General features: G+C 47.6%; 22 protein-coding genes and 2 tRNA genes. 8 read left to right on the plus strand and 16 right to left on the minus strand.

Annotated features, from left to right (window positions below):
- Positions 1-14 precede the first annotated feature (14 nt).
- The 8 genes from rimP to rlmE form a co-directional block, all read right to left on the minus strand.
- The gene (rimP, locus tag J1778_RS13625; protein WP_147243271.1) at positions 15-467 is read right to left on the minus strand and encodes a ribosome maturation factor RimP; all 453 of its coding nucleotides are present in this window, start codon (positions 465-467) and stop codon (positions 15-17) included.
- Between the two features lie 229 nt (positions 468-696).
- A tRNA-Met gene (locus tag J1778_RS13630) sits at positions 697-773 on the minus strand.
- Between the two features lie 59 nt (positions 774-832).
- Positions 833-919, minus strand: a tRNA-Leu gene (locus tag J1778_RS13635).
- Between the two features lie 86 nt (positions 920-1,005).
- Complete coding sequence (gene secG, locus J1778_RS13640) at positions 1,006-1,341, minus strand: preprotein translocase subunit SecG (RefSeq protein WP_113877110.1); 336 nt, start codon at positions 1,339-1,341, stop codon at positions 1,006-1,008.
- Positions 1,342-1,576: 235 nt separating this feature from the next.
- Positions 1,577-2,917, minus strand: a complete 1,341-nt coding sequence (glmM, locus tag J1778_RS13645; protein ID WP_217173627.1) for a phosphoglucosamine mutase — start codon at positions 2,915-2,917, stop codon at positions 1,577-1,579.
- 2 nt (positions 2,918-2,919) lie between these two features.
- Positions 2,920-3,759, minus strand: coding sequence for a dihydropteroate synthase (gene folP / locus J1778_RS13650; RefSeq protein ID WP_217173628.1), 840 nt, complete (start codon positions 3,757-3,759; stop codon positions 2,920-2,922).
- A gap of 123 nt (positions 3,760-3,882) precedes the next feature.
- Complete coding sequence (gene ftsH / locus J1778_RS13655) at positions 3,883-5,826, minus strand: ATP-dependent zinc metalloprotease FtsH (protein ID WP_112286795.1); 1,944 nt, start codon at positions 5,824-5,826, stop codon at positions 3,883-3,885.
- A gap of 56 nt (positions 5,827-5,882) precedes the next feature.
- Positions 5,883-6,512, minus strand: coding sequence for a 23S rRNA (uridine(2552)-2'-O)-methyltransferase RlmE (rlmE, locus tag J1778_RS13660; RefSeq protein ID WP_013573814.1), 630 nt, complete (start codon positions 6,510-6,512; stop codon positions 5,883-5,885).
- 182 nt (positions 6,513-6,694) lie between these two features.
- Between rlmE and yhbY the strand changes: the two genes are divergently transcribed.
- The gene (yhbY, locus tag J1778_RS13665) at positions 6,695-6,991 is read left to right on the plus strand and encodes a ribosome assembly RNA-binding protein YhbY (protein WP_095923662.1); all 297 of its coding nucleotides are present in this window, start codon (positions 6,695-6,697) and stop codon (positions 6,989-6,991) included.
- A gap of 180 nt (positions 6,992-7,171) precedes the next feature.
- Here the strand turns inward: yhbY and greA are convergent, their stop codons facing one another.
- Entirely contained in the window at positions 7,172-7,648 is a 477-nt protein-coding gene (gene greA / locus J1778_RS13670) for a transcription elongation factor GreA (protein WP_217173629.1), read from the minus strand.
- 281 nt (positions 7,649-7,929) lie between these two features.
- Between greA and dacB the strand changes: the two genes are divergently transcribed.
- From dacB to pmrB, 3 genes are read left to right on the plus strand one after another with little or no spacing between them, the layout of a single operon-like run.
- Complete coding sequence (dacB, locus tag J1778_RS13675) at positions 7,930-9,363, plus strand: serine-type D-Ala-D-Ala carboxypeptidase (RefSeq protein ID WP_217173630.1); 1,434 nt, start codon at positions 7,930-7,932, stop codon at positions 9,361-9,363.
- 20 nt (positions 9,364-9,383) lie between these two features.
- Positions 9,384-10,046, plus strand: coding sequence for a two-component system response regulator PmrA (pmrA, locus tag J1778_RS13680; RefSeq protein ID WP_113877107.1), 663 nt, complete (start codon positions 9,384-9,386; stop codon positions 10,044-10,046).
- Positions 10,043-11,146: a two-component system sensor histidine kinase PmrB gene (gene pmrB, locus J1778_RS13685; RefSeq protein ID WP_217173631.1), complete on the plus strand. Its 1,104-nt coding sequence runs from the start codon at positions 10,043-10,045 to the stop codon at positions 11,144-11,146. The genes pmrA and pmrB overlap by 4 nt, the downstream gene beginning before the upstream one ends.
- 209 nt (positions 11,147-11,355) lie before the next feature.
- Here the strand turns inward: pmrB and J1778_RS13690 are convergent, their stop codons facing one another.
- The 5 genes from J1778_RS13690 to rplU all read right to left on the minus strand — a co-directional run bounded on the left by J1778_RS13690 (position 11,356) and on the right by rplU (position 15,236).
- Positions 11,356-11,940 (minus strand): hypothetical protein, encoded by a 585-nt coding sequence (locus J1778_RS13690; RefSeq protein WP_217173632.1) that lies wholly within the window; start codon positions 11,938-11,940, stop codon positions 11,356-11,358.
- Positions 11,941-12,400: 460 nt separating this feature from the next.
- Positions 12,401-13,573, minus strand: coding sequence for an Obg family GTPase CgtA (gene cgtA, locus J1778_RS13695; protein WP_217173633.1), 1,173 nt, complete (start codon positions 13,571-13,573; stop codon positions 12,401-12,403).
- 33 nt (positions 13,574-13,606) lie between these two features.
- Positions 13,607-14,563, minus strand: coding sequence for a DMT family transporter (locus J1778_RS13700; RefSeq protein ID WP_217173634.1), 957 nt, complete (start codon positions 14,561-14,563; stop codon positions 13,607-13,609).
- Between the two features lie 85 nt (positions 14,564-14,648).
- Positions 14,649-14,906, minus strand: a complete 258-nt coding sequence (gene rpmA / locus J1778_RS13705; protein ID WP_013573805.1) for a 50S ribosomal protein L27 — start codon at positions 14,904-14,906, stop codon at positions 14,649-14,651.
- An 18-nt stretch (positions 14,907-14,924) separates the two neighbouring features.
- On the minus strand, positions 14,925-15,236 hold the full coding sequence (rplU, locus tag J1778_RS13710; protein WP_013573804.1) for a 50S ribosomal protein L21: 312 nt from the start codon (positions 15,234-15,236) through the stop codon (positions 14,925-14,927).
- Positions 15,237-15,495: 259 nt separating this feature from the next.
- Between rplU and ispB the strand changes: the two genes are divergently transcribed.
- Positions 15,496-16,467 (plus strand): octaprenyl diphosphate synthase, encoded by a 972-nt coding sequence (gene ispB / locus J1778_RS13715; RefSeq protein WP_217173635.1) that lies wholly within the window; start codon positions 15,496-15,498, stop codon positions 16,465-16,467.
- 49 nt (positions 16,468-16,516) lie between these two features.
- On the opposite strand, the gene J1778_RS13720 is transcribed toward ispB, so the two are convergent.
- On the minus strand, positions 16,517-16,876 hold the full coding sequence (locus tag J1778_RS13720; RefSeq protein ID WP_112286804.1) for a DNA-binding protein: 360 nt from the start codon (positions 16,874-16,876) through the stop codon (positions 16,517-16,519).
- Positions 16,877-17,567: 691 nt separating this feature from the next.
- Here J1778_RS13720 and J1778_RS13725 point away from each other — a divergent pair.
- Positions 17,568-17,840 carry a helix-turn-helix domain-containing protein gene (locus J1778_RS13725; protein ID WP_217173636.1) on the plus strand — a complete coding sequence of 91 codons (273 nt, stop codon included), beginning with the start codon at positions 17,568-17,570 and terminating at the stop codon, positions 17,838-17,840.
- Positions 17,841-17,932: 92 nt separating this feature from the next.
- On the opposite strand, the gene mdh is transcribed toward J1778_RS13725, so the two are convergent.
- A complete protein-coding gene (gene mdh, locus J1778_RS13730) occupies positions 17,933-18,871 on the minus strand; it encodes a malate dehydrogenase (protein ID WP_217173637.1) in 939 nt (312 codons plus the stop codon).
- Between the two features lie 467 nt (positions 18,872-19,338).
- Between mdh and argR the strand changes: the two genes are divergently transcribed.
- Positions 19,339-19,809 (plus strand): transcriptional regulator ArgR, encoded by a 471-nt coding sequence (gene argR, locus J1778_RS13735; protein ID WP_217173638.1) that lies wholly within the window; start codon positions 19,339-19,341, stop codon positions 19,807-19,809.
- A 484-nt stretch (positions 19,810-20,293) separates the two neighbouring features.
- Positions 20,294-20,557, plus strand: coding sequence for a peroxide/acid stress response protein YhcN (gene yhcN, locus J1778_RS13740; protein ID WP_112286808.1), 264 nt, complete (start codon positions 20,294-20,296; stop codon positions 20,555-20,557).
- Positions 20,558-20,743 lie beyond the last annotated feature (186 nt).

Consider the following 20,743-nt stretch of genomic DNA (forward strand, 5'->3'; position numbering starts at 1 on the left):
CTCTTCCAAACTCTTTAAAAGTGGGGTACCAGGTTCGCTTTCTGGATGTTGCTCAGTGCGAACACTTCATCTTTCCCTTCCACTGTCACCGTGATCATTTCGCCTTCGACAGCCTTAATTATGCCCTGCCATTTGCGACGATTCTGCACTGCCATACGCAGAACAATGCTGACTTCGTCACCCAGGAAACGTTGATAATGTTCAGCGGTGAACATAGGACGATCAAGGCCTGGAGAGGAAACTTCCAGGTTGTAGGCGACGGTAACTGGATCTTCAACGTCCAGCACAGCGCTCACCTGGTGGCTGACATCAGCACAATCATCAACATTGATCCCGGCGTCACTATCAATATAGATACGCAACGTCGATTGGCGAGCCCGAACGAACTCGATGCCCACCAGCTCAAAGCCAAGTGCCTCGACTGGTGCTGTAATCAGCTCTGTTAATTTTTGTTCTAATGTGGACAAGCCCACCCCCAAGACATAAAAAAAGGGCTAAATAGCCCAGTGATTCTGTTGCCAAATAACAAAAAACCCCGATAAATCGGGGCTTTATGCAACTGGACCCTATTCGCCGCATAGCGGCTTCGGTACAACTTTCGCGAAGTGTTATTTCAAATAGACGCTTTCAAATTGGAACTGCAGAACATCACAGGAAGACACTGAAAGTCTATTTGAAATAAACACTTAGGGAAAGTGGTTGCGGGGGCCGGATTTGAACCGACGACCTTCGGGTTATGAGCCCGACGAGCTACCAGGCTGCTCCACCCCGCGTCCGAAAACGTGGCAAATACTACGCCGATAATCGCTAAAAAGCAAATTATCATAAAGATTGGTACCGAGGACGGGACTTGAACCCGTAAGCCCATTCGGGCACTACCACCTCAAGGTAGCGTGTCTACCAATTCCACCACCTCGGCACTCTTTTTTTTCACAATCGCTTCTACTGTCCAAGTACAAGCCACTGTTTAAAACTTTTCACTTCTTGTGATAAGAAGGTTACTGCTTAGTGAGGAACGTCACTGTTAGGCGCTGCTGGAGCTGCCGGTGCAGTAGTCTGCTCAGTTTTCGCTGGCTGACTCAAGTTTTCCCACTCACTACCTTTTTGGCTTTTATTGGTGCTCATGTTCCCGAGAATCAAACTAATGATAAAGAACAGTGCTGCCAAAATGCCGGTCATACGGGTCATGAAGTTACCGGAACCACTCGAACCGAACAATGTGCCAGAAGCACCTGCTCCGAAAGAGGCTCCCATATCAGCGCCTTTACCTTGTTGCAGCATAACCAGAGCAACAAGCCCGATTGCCACGATAAGGAAAATCACCAGAAGAGCGTCGTACATAGTAGTACCTGTATCCTCGCGGGTTCACCGCATGCCAATTGCTTCTCACCATTTAGCAGGTCATTCAAGGACCCACTGAAGCGGGTGTGAATACTAACCAAAGCCGTATTGCCGTGCAAGGGCAATCTTCACCAAAATGTTCGTTTGCGGAAAAAAACGGCAAATTGTAAGAAAAATGGCTAACAGGACGTTGTGCAGCCACCCATATCTCGAAAATTCACCGTTTTTTATCAGGTTACGCCTTGACCGCTTTTACAGCATCAGCGATGCGGTTAGCCAGTTTTTCAACCAGTTCTGCATCTTCGCCTTCAACCATTACACGCAGCAAAGGCTCGGTGCCTGATTTACGCAACAGTACCCGGCCGCGGCCCGCTAACTGTTTTTCAACTTCGGCCGTAACCTGCTTAACTTCGTCGGATTCCAGCGGATCATGTTCACCGGCAAACCGGACGTTAACCAGGATTTGTGGCAGCAATTTCATGCCGCTGCACAAATCATGCAGACTCATGTGATTACGAACCATGGCGGTAAGCACTTGCAAACCGGCCACGATGCCGTCACCGGTGGTAGTTTTATCCAGCAGAATGATATGACCGGAGTTCTCAGCACCAATACGCCAGCCTTTTTCCTGCATTTTTTCCAGCACGTAGCGGTCGCCCACTTTCGCGCGGGTAAACGGAATACCGAGTTGTTTTAATGCCAGTTCCAGGCCCATATTGCTCATCAGGGTGCCGACAGCGCCACCTTTCAACTGGCCCTGACGCAGACCTTCACGGGCAATGATGTAAAGGATCTGGTCACCATCGACCTTATTGCCTTCATGGTCGACCATAATCAGACGATCGCCGTCACCGTCAAATGCCAGTCCGACATGGGCTTTTTCAGCCAGAACGCGTTGCTGTAACTGACGGACGTCTGTCGCACCGCACTCTTCATTGATATTCATCCCGTCCGGGTCGCAGCCGATGGTAATCACTTTAGCGCCCAGTTCACGCAGAACACTTGGCGCAATGTGGTAGGTCGCGCCATTGGCACAATCCACAACGATTTTCAGGCCGTTCAGGCTCAGTTCGCTCGGGAATGTCCCTTTGCAGAATTCGATATAGCGACCGGCAGCATCCACAATACGGCTGGCTTTACCCAAAGCGGCGGATTCTACGCAGGTCAGCGGTTTTTCCAGCTCAGCTTCAATGGCTTCTTCCACTTCGTCTGGCAACTTAGTGCCGTCAATAGTGAAGAATTTTATTCCGTTATCGTAAAATGGGTTATGCGAAGCAGAAATCACAATCCCGGCTTCAGCACGGAAGGTACGGGTCAGATACGCAACCGCAGGTGTAGGCATCGGACCGGTAAAGGAAGCCGACAGCCCCGCAGCAGCCAGACCGGCTTCAAGTGCAGATTCCAGCATGTAGCCGGAAATACGGGTATCTTTACCGATAATCACTTTACCCGAACCATGACGCGCTAATACTTTGCCTGCTGCCCAGCCCAGTTTGAGAACGAAATCAGGGGTGATCGGGCTGTCGCCTACTTTTCCACGTATGCCATCAGTACCAAAGTATTTACGGTTGCTCATAATTAATTTTTATCCCTTGCAGAAAGTGTCGCTTCCACGATACGCATCGCTTCGACGGTTTCTTTAACATCATGTACGCGAACTATCTGAGCTCCCTGCATGGCAGCGATCACGGCACAGGCAATACTGCCCGTCACTCGTTTCTCCGGTGACACATGCAGCAACTGCCCTACCATAGATTTCCTCGACATCCCCACCAGAAGTGGCAACCCGAAGTGATGGAACTCAGCCAGTCTGGCGAGTAACTGGTAGTTATGTTCTAAATTTTTACCGAAACCGAAGCCCGGGTCGAGCAACAATTTGCTTTTCGGAATGCCAGCATTCACACAACGTGCAATTTGCTCGACAAAATACTGATCTACCTGCGCAACGACGTTGTCGTATCGCGGGGCATGTTGCATCGTTTTCGGGTCACCCTGCATGTGCATCAGACAAACGGGTAAACCCGTTTCTGCCGCAGCCTGCAATGCCCCAGGTTCCTGAAGTGAGCGAATATCGTTAATCAGATGCATACCGGCACTTGCTGCTTCGCGGATAACCGACGCCTTCGAGGTATCCACCGAAATCCAGACATCAAAACGTCGGGCAATAGCTTCTACGACCGGCACCACACGGGCCAGCTCTTCCTCTTCACTGACTTCAGCAGCGCCGGGACGCGTTGATTCGCCGCCGATATCAAGGATTGTCGCCCCGGCATCGACCATCGCCTGAGCGTGTCGAAGTGCAAGGTCAAGCGTGTTGTGGCGTCCGCCATCTGAAAAAGAATCCGGGGTAACATTCAGGATCCCCATCACCTGGGGAAAAGTGAGATCCAGTATCGACTCTCTGGCTGTGAGGTGCATAAATCATGTCCCTTCTGGTCGTTCGTGAGGCAGTTTCAAATTCCGAGACAAAGAATGCACGCATAAAAAACCCCGGGCAAGCCCGGGGTTGAGTGTTATCTGCGTTATTTTCCAACCAGCTGCTTATTTGCCGCTGAATTGCTCAAACATCGTGTTACCAGGATTTGGCGTGCGAGGTTCGTCAACTGGCGTTGGCGCTTTTGGGGCACCGCCGTCGTTAGAATTATTGTTGCCGTTTTTACCGTTAGCATCATCCCAGCCAGCAGGCGGGCGAACTTCTGTGCGGTTCATCAGGTCATCAATTTGCGGTGCATCGATGGTTTCGTACTTCATCAGGGCATCTTTCATTGAATGAAGGATATCCATGTTTTCCATCAGCAACGTACGCGCACGAATGTAGTTACGTTCAACCAGAGACTTAACTTCCTGATCGATGATGCGGGCCGTTTCATCAGACATATGTTTAGCTTTCGCAACTGAACGACCGAGGAAGACTTCGCCTTCTTCTTCCGCATACAGCAACGGACCTAATTTCTCTGAGAAGCCCCACTGCGTAACCATATTACGGGCAATAGAGGTGGCAACCTTAATGTCGTTGGACGCACCGGTAGACACTTTTTCCACACCGTAGATGATCTCTTCAGCAAGACGGCCACCGTACAAGGTAGAAATCTGGCTTTCGAGTTTCTGACGGCTGGCACTGATAGCATCGCCTTCAGGCAGGAAGAAGGTCACACCTAATGCACGGCCACGAGGAATAATGGTCACTTTATGCACCGGGTCATGTTCAGGAACCAGACGACCAATAATGGCGTGGCCTGCTTCGTGATAGGCGGTGGACTCTTTCTGCGATTCAGTCATCACCATGGAACGGCGCTCAGCACCCATCATGATTTTGTCTTTGGCTTTTTCGAACTCAACCATCGACACCACACGTTTGTTGCCACGTGCAGAGAACAATGCAGCTTCGTTAACCAGGTTAGCCAGGTCAGCACCCGAGAAACCAGGTGTACCACGGGCAATCACAGACGCATCCACATCAGTAGCCAGCGGAACGCGACGCATGTGAACTTTCAGGATCTGTTCACGACCACGAACGTCTGGCAAACCGACAACAACCTGACGGTCAAAACGGCCCGGACGCAGCAACGCAGGGTCCAGAACATCAGGACGGTTGGTTGCAGCAATAACGATGATACCTTCGTTACCTTCAAAGCCATCCATCTCAACCAACATCTGGTTCAGTGTCTGTTCACGTTCATCGTGACCACCACCTAAACCTGCACCACGCTGACGGCCAACGGCGTCGATTTCATCGATAAAGATGATACATGGGGCAGCTTTCTTCGCTTGTTCGAACATGTCACGCACACGAGATGCACCAACACCCACGAACATTTCTACGAAGTCAGAACCGGAAATCGTAAAGAATGGCACTTTGGCTTCGCCGGCAATTGCTTTCGCCAGCAAGGTTTTACCGGTACCCGGAGGACCAACCATCAGAACGCCTTTAGGAATCTTACCGCCCAGTTTCTGGAAACGGCTTGGCTCGCGCAGGTAATCTACCAGCTCGCTCACCTCTTCCTTCGCTTCGTCACAACCTGCAACGTCAGCAAACGTCGTTTTGATTTGGTCTTCCGTCAGCATGCGGGCTTTGCTTTTACCAAAGGACATTGCGCCTTTGCCACCGCCGCCCTGCATCTGTCGCATAAAGAATATCCAGACGCCAATCAGAAGCAGCATCGGGAACCATGAAATGAAGATAGTCGCCAGGAAACTCTGCTGTTCAGGCGGTTCACCAACAACTTTCACGTTTTTGCTCAGCAGCGTATCCAGTAATTTAGGATCATTAACCGGAATATAGGTTGTGTATTTGCTGCTGTCTTTTTTGATAACGTCAATCGCACGTCCATTGATACGTACTTCACGGACCTGGTCTTGGGCCACTTCGGTTGTAAAGGTAGTGTAATCTACCTTACTGCCATTAGATTCGCTGGGACCAAAACTCTGAAATACAGACATCAATACAACTGCGATGACTAACCAGAGGATCAGGTTCTTCGCCATGTCACTCAAGGGATTAACCTCATATTACAACTGTGTTAACAAACAGCGTTAGGGAACTACAGTTTCCGCCCTGTCGCTACGATGTACACTTCTCGCGAACGTGCTCGGGAAGCGTCTGGCTTACGAATCTTCACCTTCGTAAACAGGGAGCGAATTTCCCGCAGGTATTCATCAAAGCCATCTCCCTGAAACACCTTCACCAGGAAACTTCCACCTGGTGCTAATACATCCCGACACATATCCAATGCTAATTCAACCAGATACATCGATTTTGGAATATCGACTGCCGGAGTACCGCTCATATTAGGCGCCATGTCAGACATGACCACCTGAACTTTGCTTTCTCCCACGCGTTCGAGCAGCGCTTTGAGAACTAATTCATCACGAAAATCCCCCTGAAGGAAGTCGACTCCAACAATAGGATCCATAGGTAAAAGGTCAAGAGCAATAATTCGCCCTTTGTTACCGATCTGCGTAGCCACATACTGTGACCAACCGCCAGGTGCTGCACCTAAATCAACCACCGTCATACCCGGTTTAAACAGCTTATCGCCTTGCTGTATTTCATCAAGTTTAAACCAGGCACGGGAACGCAGCCCTTTTTTCTGTGCTTGTAGCACATATTTATCGCTAAAGTGTTCCTGCAACCAGCGACTGGAACTTGCAGAACGCTTTTTATTAGACATTATTTAGTAACCATATAGTTTTCCAACCACCCTGAGTTAGAGCCTTTGGAACAAGCCGTTAGCATCATGGCGTCTATGGCTAAGTCAGTATAATTGACCTCCCGAAGCAGTCCGGGTTGGTCATATACATGAGATGGCGGTAGAATGAACCGTTTTCAATCCCAACTTAAGCAAAAAAGACGATGAATCTTAACAATAAACAAAAACAGTACCTGAAAGGTCTGGCACATCCACTGAAACCGGTTGTTATGCTGGGCAACAACGGCCTGACAGAAGGTGTGTTGGCCGAAATCGAACAGGCACTGCAACATCACGAACTGATCAAGGTAAAAGTCGCGGCAGAAGAACGTGAGACGAAGACCTTGATCGTAGACGCGATTGTGCGTGAAACCAAGGCGTGTAATGTGCAAGTCATCGGCAATATGCTGGTACTTTATCGCCCTTCCACCGAAGACCGCAAAATTATCTTACCGCGTTAATCCATTAAGGTTTAACGAAAAGCGCTGTAGATTTTCGGAAAGGTGCCACGAAATCACGTTCAGGGGAAGGTCTTAGCGGGCCTTTTTACTTTAGTTTTCAATTTACTGTGAAGTAATTCACTGCATGAATGTGAGAATTACAGGGCGAAACATCACGTTTCGCCCTTTTTAATGCAGATTTTAGAGGTATTCGACCTTCAATACTTCAAATTCAACATCACCGCCAGGTGTTTTGATGACCACAACGTCATCCTGTTCTTTACCGATTAAACCACGTGCAATCGGTGAGTTTACAGAAATGAGGTTCTGTTTAAAATCAGCTTCGTCATCGCCCACAATGCGGTATTTTTGTTCTTCTTCAGTATCCAGATTCAGCACGGTTACTGTGGCACCAAAAATCACGCGACCCGTCGCAGGCATTTTTGTCACATCGATAACCTGAGCGTTCGAAAGCTTGGCTTCGATTTCCTGAATACGGCCTTCACAAAAACCCTGCTGCTCACGCGCAGCATGGTATTCAGCATTCTCTTTCAAATCGCCGTGTTCACGTGCGGTCGCGATATCAGAAATGATTTTCGGGCGACGGACACTTTTCAGATGGTCCAGTTCTTCACGTAATCTTTCTGCGCCACGCAATGTCATCGGAATCGGTTTCATATATTTATTACCTCTAACTTGGTCCTTTCGGTAAACACCGTCCTGATTGAATCAGGTAAGAAATTAAGCCAGCTCTTCTGACCGACTCTCTGGCGAAAAACAAAAAAAACCTCACCCGGAGTTGCCACCAGGCCAGGATTCATTTTGCATTTTGATTCGTATTTTAACGTAGAGTTCCTTGAGGATCATCGTTTACTTTCAGCCACGTTGCGCCTTGGTTCGTAGCATCGTAGTATGGCACCACATTATCCTGCCGTTACCCAGAGCCTTTACTCAAAATAATGCGTTTTTTACGAATTGTCAGTGGATTAGCATGCGCGTTTGTACTGAATACAAATGCGGCTCAGATCGAAAATTACACAGAATATCTGCCTGACGGCACGAATCTGGCTGTGCTGGTACAGAAAATTGGCGCGCCTGCGCCGGCTATAGACTATCACGGTACTCAGATGGCATTGCCCGCCAGTACCATGAAGATTCTGACCGCGCTGGCGGCCCTGTTGCAGCTTGGGCCTGATTTTCGTTTCACCACCACTCTTGAAACACCAGGTTCCGTTTCAGATGGCATATTAAAAGGTGATTTGGTCGCTCGTTTTTCCGGCGATCCGACCCTAAAACGTCAGAATATTCGGAATATGGTCGCTGTTTTGAAAAAACAGGGCGTCAAAGAAATCACCGGCGATGTGGTTATCGATACTTCGGTTTTTGCCAGCCATGACAAAGCGCCGGGATGGCCATGGAACGACATTACCCAATGCTTTAGCGCACCGCCAGCTGCCGCCATTGTCGACAGAAACTGTTTCTCCGTCTCACTTTACAGTGCGCCGAAACCTGATGAAAACGCATTTATTCGCGTCGCGTCTTACTATCCGGTACATATGTTTAGCGAAGTGCGCACTCTGGCGAAAGGCTCTCCGGATGCACAATATTGTGAACTGGACGTCGTCCCCGGTGAATTCAATCGCTATACCCTCACCGGCTGTCTGACCCAACGCAGCGAACCTTTGCCGCTGGCATTCGCTATTCAGGATGGCGCCAGTTATGCCGGTGCGATTTTAAAAGATGAGCTGTTGCAGGCTGATATTCAGATCGATGGCACGTTAAAGCGGCAGACTAAGCCAACACCGGCGGGTACCGTTCTGGCGCAAACCCAGTCGGCGCCGTTGCATGATCTGTTGCATCAGATGCTGAAGAAATCAGACAACATGATCGCCGATACGGTATTTCGTACTATTGGCCATCAGCGTTTTGGCGTGCCGGGAACGTGGCGTGCAGGTTCAGATGCTGTCCGTCAGATTTTGCGTCAGAAAGCAGGCGTGGATTTAGGAAACTCTATTCAGGTTGATGGTTCCGGTCTTTCCCGCCATGACTTGCTGTCACCGGCCACCATGATGCAGGTCCTTCAATACATCGCGCAGCATGATAAAGAGTTAGACTTTATCTCAATGCTGCCATTAGCCGGTCATGACGGAACCTTGCAATATCGCGGCGGTTTGCATGAAGCGGGCGTTGACGGCAAAGTATCGGCGAAAACCGGCTCACTGTCTGGTGTATACAACCTTGCAGGCTTTATTACGACGGCCAGCGGACAACGAATGGCCTTTGTCCAGTTCCTTTCAGGATATGCGGTTCCGCCTGAAGATCAACGCACGCGACGGGCTCCGCTGGTACGTTTTGAAAGCCGTCTCTACAGGGATATCTACCAAAATAATTAACCACGGAGAAGTGCCAGACAATGAAACTACTGATCGTTGAAGATGATGAACTTTTACGGCAGGGGTTGATGCTGGCACTTACCAGTGAAAATTATGCCTGCGACTGCGCTTCAACGGCGGCCGAGGCGCACAGCCTGATTCAAACCAGCCAGTACAGTCTGGTGATCCTGGATTTAGGATTGCCAGACAAAGACGGGGCAACGTTACTGCGCGAGTGGCGACGCCAGAACATCGCTCTCCCCGTCCTTATCCTTACCGCCCGGGATGCGTTAGAAGACCGCGTCGATGGTCTTGATGCCGGCGCTGATGATTACCTGATCAAACCTTTTGCTCTGGTCGAATTACAGGCCCGCGTGAGGGCGCTTATCCGCCGTTATCAGGGACAAAGCGACAATCAAATTTCAGTGGGTAATCTTAAAATCAACTTGTCCTCGCAACAGGCTTATCTCGACAACAATCCGGTAGAAGTCACTCCGAAAGAGTTCGCGATTTTGTCGCGCCTGATGATGCGTGCCGGTCAAACCGTGAACAGGGAATTACTTCAGCAAGATCTTTACACCTGGCAGGATGATCTCGGTTCCAACACACTCGAAGTCCATGTCCATAACCTGCGTCGTAAGCTCGGTAAAGAAGTCATCCGTACCGTACGTGGCATTGGCTACCGGCTGGAAATTCTACAATGACCAGTATGCGTCGCCGTCTGCTGGTTATGCTGGCATTGATTTTATTCGTCACTCAGCTCACCAGTGTTTTCTGGCTCTGGCACGAGAGCCAGGAACAAATTAATCTGCTGGTCAATGACACTCTGTCAGCCAAAGTCCGTAACGCACATGTTGAGAAGGAAATTGCAGAAGCCATTGCTTCACTGATTGCTCCTTCCTTACTGATGATGAGTATTACTCTGATACTGTCCTTTTGGGCCATCAGCTGGATCATTCGCCCTCTCAATCAGTTGCAGAAACGTCTTGAAACCCGCTCGGCTGATAACCTTTCTCCCCTGCCGCTTAACAGTGAAATCAGGGAGGTGGTTGCCGTGACCAATGCACTCAATCAGCTGTTTTCCCGTCTCTCCAGCACTATCCAGCAGGAACGATTGTTCACTGCAGATGCGGCGCATGAGTTGCGTACTCCTCTCGCTGGCGTGCGGTTGCATTTAGAAATCATGCAAAAAAATGGCGTGGAAGGCAGCGATATGTTGATAACGCGTATCGACCTGCTGATACACACCATAGAACAATTGCTCATGCTTGCCCGCGCAGGACAAAATTTCGCGAAAGGCGAATACCAGCAAGTCGATCTCATCAGTAACGTCATGACGCCACTCGAAGAAGAGTTGCGCGAGATGCTTGATGAACGGGGACAGAAGCTGAAAATGCACTTACCGGCGTTTGCTGAAATTCAGGGAGATGCCGTGCTGCTGCGTTTGATGGTGCGCAATCTTGTCGAAAACGCCCACCGTTACAGTCCGGAAAATAGCGATATCACAATTACGATTGTGCCCAAAAATAACGGCTTCCTGATACAGATTGATGATGCGGGTCCGGGCATTGATGAGAACAAAACCAGCGAACTGACACAGGCGTTTAAACGCAGCGATCAACGATATGGCGGCAGCGGCCTGGGCTTAAATATTGTGGTACGGATCACGCATCTGCACGCAGGCATATTGACCTTAAGAAACCGTATCGATAACGCGGGGCTCAGTGCACAGTGCTGGTTACCGGATGTCGCGCTACAAAGTTCACTTATCCCATCCACGGATATTTCAAACATTGCATATTAAAAGACTGTTTACGATGCTAATGCGTATCTATATTCAGAAGGTTACATTGCTATTTTTATGCAACCTTTGAATTAATCATTATGTTTACAGAATTAGTGTACACCTGGATAAATGATTATGATTTAAAATAAAAATTTATAATAACGAAATAGCAGCCCATGAAGAGCTGCGCAATGATCATCATCAACAATAACCGGCAAAAGTTAGTTTCACCGACCAGTGAATTTTGCGTTATATTTCGCCCATACTTCTTTGGAATGTTTTTTTAGTTTACGTTCGCCCACATAAGTTTGGATATCTTGTTCCCAAGGTGGAGATACTGCCTCACCTAAATGCCAGAAATAAACATTATTTTTAAACCTATGCCAGTTTCGGTATATATGACGTAATTCTGAACCTGTAATAGAGCGGTTACCTTCCACTGTGTCTCTATTTTTCCCAACTCTAAAGTTCTTATTGGCAACTGCTGTGACATCCAACGCATCAAGAGCAAAGTGGATATTTTTTCCTACTGATATCCCCCACTCAACAACAGCTTTACATTTTCTACGTAAATCCTGGTTGCTGCCAGAGCCCCCCCATGCAGAAGAGTATTTCGGATGTTTACGGATAAAACTCTCAAGCAGGGACTGATCGCAATTGGCTGAAAAAGGGTCAATTTTGACTACATGATAGCTATCGGCTGTGATTACTTTTCCTTTAAAATCTTTAGCGTTTGCTATGTACCACTTACGGGCATAATCGGAATGGACACCATACATCAGATCACCTTGCTTAGGTTTAGGATGAGGCATATAACGCTCCTTGTTTTTAATTAAAATATAATTCGATGAAGAAAGAAAATTAATTTTAATATATGGGACTATTATAACACTAGTCCTCCACCTCGATAAAATAAAGAAATTAAAGCATTATTTTAAATGGAAAAATCCGTATAGATATATAACTACTATGAATGATATTTTGGGTGACGATAAGAGTTGTTATTGGAGGCGATACAAAGTTAAGTTTATGTTACTTCTTCTTTCTGTAAAAAAGAAATGTTATAGCTGATAAATTATCAGTCCTGTTTTAACAAGACACTGAAACATAAGTCAGTTGCAAGGCAGGCTTGAGGACAATGAGAAAGGCAAAATGACAGGATAAATGAACTCAAAAAGTAGACGGCACGTGCCTAAAAATGGCATAAGAGTGGTTTTCGGAAAAGCTGCCTAAGGCAACTTTTCCGTCTTTATTCACAACAACTCTTGAGGATTAACGTTCGTAAATGATTTCTACGCCTTCGTCGTCATCTTCATCCCAGTCATCATCCCAGTCGTCGTCAGCTTCAGCTTCCACTTCAGCCAGTTGCTCACGGTGATAGTCATCCCACATGAACTCAACTTTCTCTGGCGCAGCTTCTTCAATTGCCATGTGCTTAGGATTTTCATTGATGAATTTCATCACGTCCCAGCACAACGCATTCACGCCTTCGCGGTTTGCGGCGGAAATCAGATAGTAATTACCTTCCCAACCCAACGCATCGGCGATAGCTTTTGCACGTGCTTCCGCTTCTTCTTTTTCAATCAGATCAACTTTGTTGAATACTAACCAGCGCGGCTTTTCAGCCAGCTTGGCGTTGTATTGCTTCAACTCATTGATGATGACTTTCGCGTTTTCGATTGGATCAGATTCATCAATCGGCGCGATGTCGATCAGATGCAAGAGAACCCGGCAACGCTCGAGATGCTTCAGGAAACGAATACCCAGACCTGCGCCTTCAGATGCCCCTTCAATCAGACCTGGGATATCTGCAACCACAAAGCTCTGCTCGTGATCCATACGGACAACGCCCAGGCTCGGAACCAGCGTGGTAAACGGATAATCAGCAACTTTAGGTTTCGCCGCAGACACTGAACGAATAAAAGTAGATTTACCCGCATTTGGCAGACCCAACATACCTACGTCAGCCAGCAGCATCAGTTCGAGTGCGATATCGCGCTCTTCACCTTTGGTGCCCATGGTTTTCTGACGCGGTGAACGGTTCACGGAAGATTTAAAGCGGGTGTTACCCAGCCCGTGGAAACCGCCTTTCGCGACCATATTAACCTGACCATTTTGGGTCATGTCGGCCAGGACTTCACCCGTGCTTTGGTCGAGAACGCGGGTTCCGACAGGCACTTTAATGGTGATATCTTTACCGCGCTTACCGGTACAGTCGCTGCTCTGACCGTTAGTACCGCGCTCAGCACGATAAGATTTCACAAAGCGGAAATCGATCAGCGTATTGAGGTTCTCATCAGCAACCAGGTAAACATCGCCGCCATCACCACCGTCACCGCCGTCAGGGCCGCCACGTGGAATGTATTTTTCGCGGCGGAAGCTGACGCACCCGTTACCGCCATCACCGGCCACAACCAGAATCGTGGCTTCATCAACAAACTTCATTTGTACCGTCTCCGTAAATCATTCGCCGGGCAGCTAAAGTTTAGCTACCAGGTTTTGCTCTGTCCGACGTGGCCACCAACGATGGCCAATTGCGGAAAACATTGCACCCGCCACCACCACAAATGCCCCAAGATAACCAATGAAATTAAGCACTGGTGCAGCAAAAAAGTCAGGCCAGGCAAGTGCCAATAAATCTGAAAATAGCAGGGTAAACAACGGGGTCAGTGTCACAAGAGCACTGACCTGAGCAGCCTGCCATCTCGCCATCGCTTCCGCTAAGGCGCCATATCCTACTAAGGTATTCGCGCCGCAAAACAACAGACAGGCAAACTGCCAGCCGCTGAGCTGTGAAAGCACCGCCGGGCTGGCCAGCGGGAGCAATGCGATAGAACATAAAGTGTACAGCAAAAACAGGATTTGCGGTGAAGCCAGTTGGCGCAGTAATACCTTTTGCGCCACGCCGTATATCACCCAAACCGTTGCTGCCCCGACGCCAAAAATCACACCCAAGGTGTAATCCGTCAGACGGGTAAAGATTTCAATCAGGCTGGTATTAAAAAATAATATCAGCCCGAATATTAACATACTGGCGCCAATGACCTGCGTAACACGCATCCTTTCTTTCAGGATAATCACGCTGGCCACCATTATCCCGACAGGAGAAAGCTGACCAATTACCTGAGAGGCCGTTGGACTGAGAAATTGCAGGGACGAACTAAAAAGGACAAAGTTCCCCAGCAATCCGCAGGTGGCAATCAGGACTAAAACCAGCCAGCGAGGCCGGCTAAAAATCGCTTTCGGCGGTAATCTGTGTCTGGCAGCAAGAATACAACCCAACACAATGGCAGCCATCGAAAATCGATACCAGACTACAGTGAAGGGATCCATCACCACTAAAACCTGCTTCATGGCGATGGGCAAAGATCCCCAACTCATAGCAGTGATCAGTGCCAACATAATCCCAACAGGGGCCTGCGATTTCGTGTCCATATCCCGCCAGAATGGGCTAACCAGAATGTAAAAAGCCCCGCAACGAATTGCGGGGCTTACATCTATTTACTAAGACGCGAAAAACTTATTCAGCTTCGATGCTGATGTACTTACGGTTTTTCGGGCCTTTAACTTCGAACTTGACTTTACCGTCAGCCAAAGCAAACAGAGTGTGGTCCTTGCCGCAACCCACGTTGATACCAGCGTGGAATTTAGTGCCGCGCTGACGAACGATGATGCTGCCTGCCAGTACTGCTTCGCCGCCAAAGCGTTTTACGCCCAGACGTTTAGCTTCTGAATCGCGACCGTTACGTGTGGAGCCGCCAGCCTTTTTGTGTGCCATTGTTCCGCTCTCCTAATCTTAAGCGCTGATGCCGGTGATTTTAACGTCAGTGAACCACTGACGGTGGCCCTGCTGCTTACGATAGTGTTTACGACGACGAAACTTAACGATTTTGACCTTTTCGCCACGACCGTGAGCAACGACTTCAGCTTTAATTACACCGCCAGCAACTAAAGGCAGGCCGATGTTAATTTCTTCACCGTTTGCAATCATCAGAACCTGATCGAATTCGATAGCTTCGCCAGTTGCAACGTCCAGCTTCTCCAGACGAATAGTCTGGCCTTCGCTGACACGGTGTTGTTTACCACCACTTTGGAAAACCGCGTACATATAAAACTCCGCTTTCCGCGCACTCAACTTTGTATAGTCCAGAGGGCGCTATAAATATTCACAATAGGGCGCGAATTCTACGCAAAAAATCAGCATAAGACAAGAGCACAATGCCTACAAAAGAAGAAAAAAAGCGCAGTTCTTTCGATAGCATTTATCTACACTGTTTTTCAAGTACAATCCCCTTTACAGTTAGCGCCATGTGCCAATGTGAGCCAGATCTCATTGCGGTGAAGAGAACAACAGCCGAAAAAACACAATGAACCTAGAACAGATTATTGATCTTACCCAGGACGACATGGCTGCAGTCAACGCATCCATCCTTGAACAGTTGAATTCAGAGGTTTCTCTCATCAATCAACTGGGATATTACATCATTAGTGGCGGCGGCAAACGTATCCGCCCGATGATAGCAGTACTGGCAGCCAAAGCACTATCCTACCAGGGCGATAAACACGTAAAAGTGGCCGCTCTGATTGAGTTTATCCATACCGCCACGCTGTTGCATGACGACGTCGTTGATGAGTCTGATATGCGTCGAGGTAAAGCGACTGCTAATGCCGCGTTTGGTAACGCAGCCAGCGTGCTTGTCGGTGATTTCATCTACACCCGGGCATTTCAAATGATGACGGATCTGGAATCGCTCCCGGTTCTTGCGCTGATGGCAAAAGCGGTCAATGTGATTGCTGAAGGTGAAGTTCAGCAACTGATTAACTGTAATGATCCGGACATCACTGAAGAAAGCTACATGCAGGTTATCTACAGCAAAACTGCGCGCCTGTTTGAAGCGGCATCACAATCCTCTGCCATGCTGGCTGGCGGGAATGATGAGCAAATTAAAGCATTGCAGGATTACGGCCGTTACCTCGGTACAGCATTCCAGCTGATAGACGATTTGCTCGATTATGATGCTGACGGTGAAACACTGGGCAAAAACACCGGTGATGATCTCGATGAAGGTAAACCGACGTTGCCGCTTCTTCACGCCATGAAGCACGGCGATGCTGAACAATCGGCCATGATTCGAAAAGCTATCGAAGAAGGCAACGGACGTCATTTACTTGAACCTGTTCTTGCCGCGATGCATCAATGGGGCTCACTGACCTATACCCGTCAGCGTGCTGAAGAAGAAGCAGATAAAGCCATTCAGGCACTGCAGGTTCTTCCTGATTCCGAATATCGGGCTGCGCTCGAAGGTCTGGCACATATGTCTGTAAAACGCGATTTCTGAATCTACTCCGTCGTACCCGCCGGCAGGCAGGTACGACGGTATTGTCCGATTAAGCCTCCCCCGGTTTGCGTAACCTGTTAAGCATTTCCGCTACACCCTCCCGCACGATAAAAGAAATCATTGTTTCCCGTTCCGGCTCCCTGAGTTGTTTATAACTTTCAATCCAAATCGCCAGAGGGTCCTGATGAGAGGTATACACATATTCCGCAGAGTGTTCGTTCATGGCCAGACTCGCCACCGCACTGCCCGGTAAACTGTCGATGTGATATTCCACCGCCCGCCCCTGCACACCTCGCCTGCGACGCTTTACCCAGCCTAATCTGCGGGCCATTCCATGCACACCCTGTGTTGACGTTGGAAGGCCTTCTTTTCCGGTCAATTCCTTTGCTGCAAACCACTCTTTTTTCATAACATTCCTTGTATTTCTTATATAAGAATAAGAAAGGTTGTTGTTATAGATTCATGACATGCAATTAATCATGATGTCCTTCCTGGCTGGTGAGCGTTTTTTTAAAGATGGTATTAACACGTGTCATTTAGGAATACAGGTATTTAACGAAAAGAAGATATTCAATTTTTCAGAATGCGTCTACTGCTGCTTTAAAAAGTTTCCATGAATTAATTTCATCAAAAGTTGTTCAACACCCTAAAAAGGACTTTTTCAGAAAGTTATGAAAGCAATCTCTTTCAGGAAAAGAAAAAACTAAAACAAAATCCTTTGATAACATATTGTTGCATAAAAACTCATTTATAAACCTATACTAACCATTGTTTCATCGATCACTTTCGCCACACAAAAAAAATTCAAACATCACCAATATTTATGTAACTGCTAAAAATAACAACATTCCAATAACTCATCCTAATAAAATGTATTCAACAAATTCAATAAAAATCGAGATAAATCACAAAAAGCAAATTTAAATTACTTGTTTGTTTTAATTATAATAAGAATGTATTTTCGAAATAAGAGAATAACTTATTATTCGGAAACATTGATGAGGCTAACTAAAAATTACAATAAGCACTCGGAGAATATATATTTTTGGCAATAGCCTCTTATAGCTTCTTATAATCTGTTTAACCCATAAGGAAAGATCATGACGGCAAATAATAAAGACTGGCATCAGGCAGATATCATTGCAGCGCTTCGTAAAAAAGGAACAACACTGGCTGCAGTGTCGCGTTCCGCAGGGCTAAGCTCTTCCACGCTCTCAAACGCGTTATCAAGACCGTGGCCAAAGGGGGAATTGCTGATTGCCAGTGCGCTGGGCGTTCATCCGTCGCTCATCTGGCCCAGCCGTTACTTTGATGCGAAGACATTAAAGATCATTGAGCGCCGATGCCGGCCGGCTCCTGATAAGCTCGCATAAAATCAAATATTCAGAAAACAAAAAACCGCCAGATTTCTCTGGCGGCTCTTTGACTCAACAATCTGCTTGTTAATGCCTTACTTAATGAGGACTTACTTATTGATAAACTGCTCACCTAACTCAATATCTTTACGCAGGATATCTAACATTGAGTCCAGGGATTGTTGCTCAAAAGTGCTGAGCTTGCCGATGTTGATAAGCTCAGCGACCCCTTCTTTACCCAGAAGAACAGGCTGCGCAAAGAAACGGGCATGTTCACCCTTTCCTTCAACATAAGCACATTCAACGACATTGCTTTCACCTTGTAAGGCACGAACCAGAGAAAGCCCGAAACGTGCTGCGGCTTGCCCCATGGAAAGCGTGGCAGAACCCCCCCCCGCTTTAGCTTCTACAACTTCCGTACCGGCATTCTGAATACGCTTCGTCAGTGCTTCAACTTCGCTGTCACTGAAGGTGATTTCAGAAAGCTGAGATAATAAAGGAAGGATAGTCACCCCTGAATGCCCGCCAATAACCGGCACTTCGATGTCTTCTGGCTGCTTACCTTTGAGTTCAGCGACAAAAGTGTTGGAGCGAATAGTATCCAGCGTTGTCACACCAAACAGTTTGTTCTTGTCGTATACGCCTGCATTTTTCAATACTTCAGCCGCAATCGCAACGGTGGTATTGACGGGATTGGTGATGATCCCGATGCAGGCTTTCGGGCATGTACTGGCCACTTGCTGGATCAGATTGCGAACAATGCCCGCATTCACGTTGAACAAATCAGATCGGTCCATCCCCGGTTTACGGGCGACACCCGCAGAGATCAGGACGATGTCTGCGCCAACCAGAGCCGGCTTCGCATCTTCACCGCAAAAACCTTTGATTTTGACTGCTGTGGGGATATGACTGAGATCGACAGCGACACCCGGAGTAACCGGAGCGATATCATATAATGAGAGTTCGGAACCGGAAGGTAGCTGGGTCTTGAGCAGAAGCGCGAGGGCTTGACCGATACCGCCCGCAGCACCGAGAACTGCAACTTTCATCCTATACTCCTTTTTTATCATTAACTTATAAGTGTCGTGGAATTATTTTAGTGTGACCTTAATCACTTACGCTGTTAAAAACAATTGCTCACCTGCAGAGAAACTGAGGTTGGTCGTTTAGAAAGTAAAAAAAACCCTTTGCGACGACCTTTTCCGGTCTTTTATGACTTTTTATCGGAAAGCGACATCATTAAAAGTAGCACCACAAAACCTACCAGGTTAATAAATGGTTAAATTCGCTCCAATGTTGAGAGCTGAATCGAGATCATCACATTAAGGACGGATTGAGGGTCTGGCTTCACCCTAATGCACAATTTTGGCATATTCATTACCTCTCCTTTATACCCATCACGCCAGCATTCCTTGCCGGATGCATAATTCGGGATCTGCATCTCGTCGTGATGTTGCATAAAAATGCAATTATCTGCATAATCAACACAACTATGATACAGAGACCAGGGTGCAAAATGCGTAATCCTGCTAAACAGGAAGATTTGATCAAAGCCTTCAAAGCATTGTTGAAGGAAGAGAAATTCAGTTCTCAGGGCGAAATTGTTGCCGCACTTCAGGATGACGGTTTCGAAAATATCAACCAGTCAAAAGTCTCCCGGATGCTGACCAAGTTTGGTGCTGTCAGAACCCGTAATGCGAAGATGGAAATGGTGTACTGTCTGCCTGCTGAGATTGGGGTGCCAACCACCACCAGCCCGCTGAAGAATCTGGTATTAGATATAGATTATAATGACGCTGTTGTCGTAATCCGCACCAGTCCGGGCGCGGCACAACTTATCGCGCGTTTGCTCGATTCCCTGGGTAAATCTGAAGGGATCCTGGGTACGATTGCTGGCGATGACACCATCTTCACGACACCGGCCCGCGGCTTTAGCGTTAAGCAACTCCATGATGCGATACTCAGTCTGTTCGAGCAGGAACTGTAAATCCGGCTTATTTTGAACCTGTCGCAGCGCCATTTCTGTGCCTGAGGTCAGAAGAAGACTTTTTCTGGCCTTACCATTACTTCACTCTCTCTTACTCCCCTCATTCTAAGTCCACCCGTCATGGGTAAAAACGGCCATTATCCGACCGCAATTTTGCTCCTGAGAGGAGTCACCTCTGTTAAATCCCTTAACAAGCACCACAACCACGTCACAGAAACATTTCAACGATGTGATTCACTGCAAAAATGAGCACAAATAGCCACATTCACTCAATCTATTGATTTTACGAAAAATTAACACAATAAGTCTATTTTTTGCTCGCTTTTTATTCTTTTTAGTTATTAAAAATACGCATAGCCCGCACATAGACACCCAAATAACTATTAGCAAACTATTAATGTTTACAGTTATTAGATGTATACTCATTTCCGTGGTGTGAAGCACCGGATATTGAAAACATAATAAAATCGACGAGGTCAAAATCATGAAAGTTAAAACTACAATCGCAACATTAAGCATTCTGTCTGCTCTGTCATTTGGCGTTTTTGCAGCACAACCTGTAACACAGGAACAAGCTTCAAATCTGCAATCAACCGGCATGATCAGCGTAAGCGGCGTGGCCGGCGCACCTTCTGATATCCGTCAGGCACTGTCAGACAAAGCCGATGCCAAAGGCGCTAAAGCATTCCGTGTTATCGAAGTTCGTGAAGAAGGTAACTATCACGCGACCGCTGAAATTTACCAATAAGTTCGGGTAAACGAAGCGAAGGGGCCTGAATGACTCGGGCCCGCGCAATGCGCATCTAGACGGATTTGTCACTGCATCATCAGCGTTCCCGTAGGCTTTACGCACTCCTGAACCCGATATCACAGTTCTGATGAATCCAGACCTCAATCGACGTTGCTCTCGAAATAATCTAACAACGTCAATGAA

The sequence above is a fragment of the Rahnella bonaserana genome (genome assembly GCF_019049675.1).
GTDB classification, from domain to species: Bacteria; Pseudomonadota; Gammaproteobacteria; order Enterobacterales; family Enterobacteriaceae; genus Rahnella; species Rahnella bonaserana.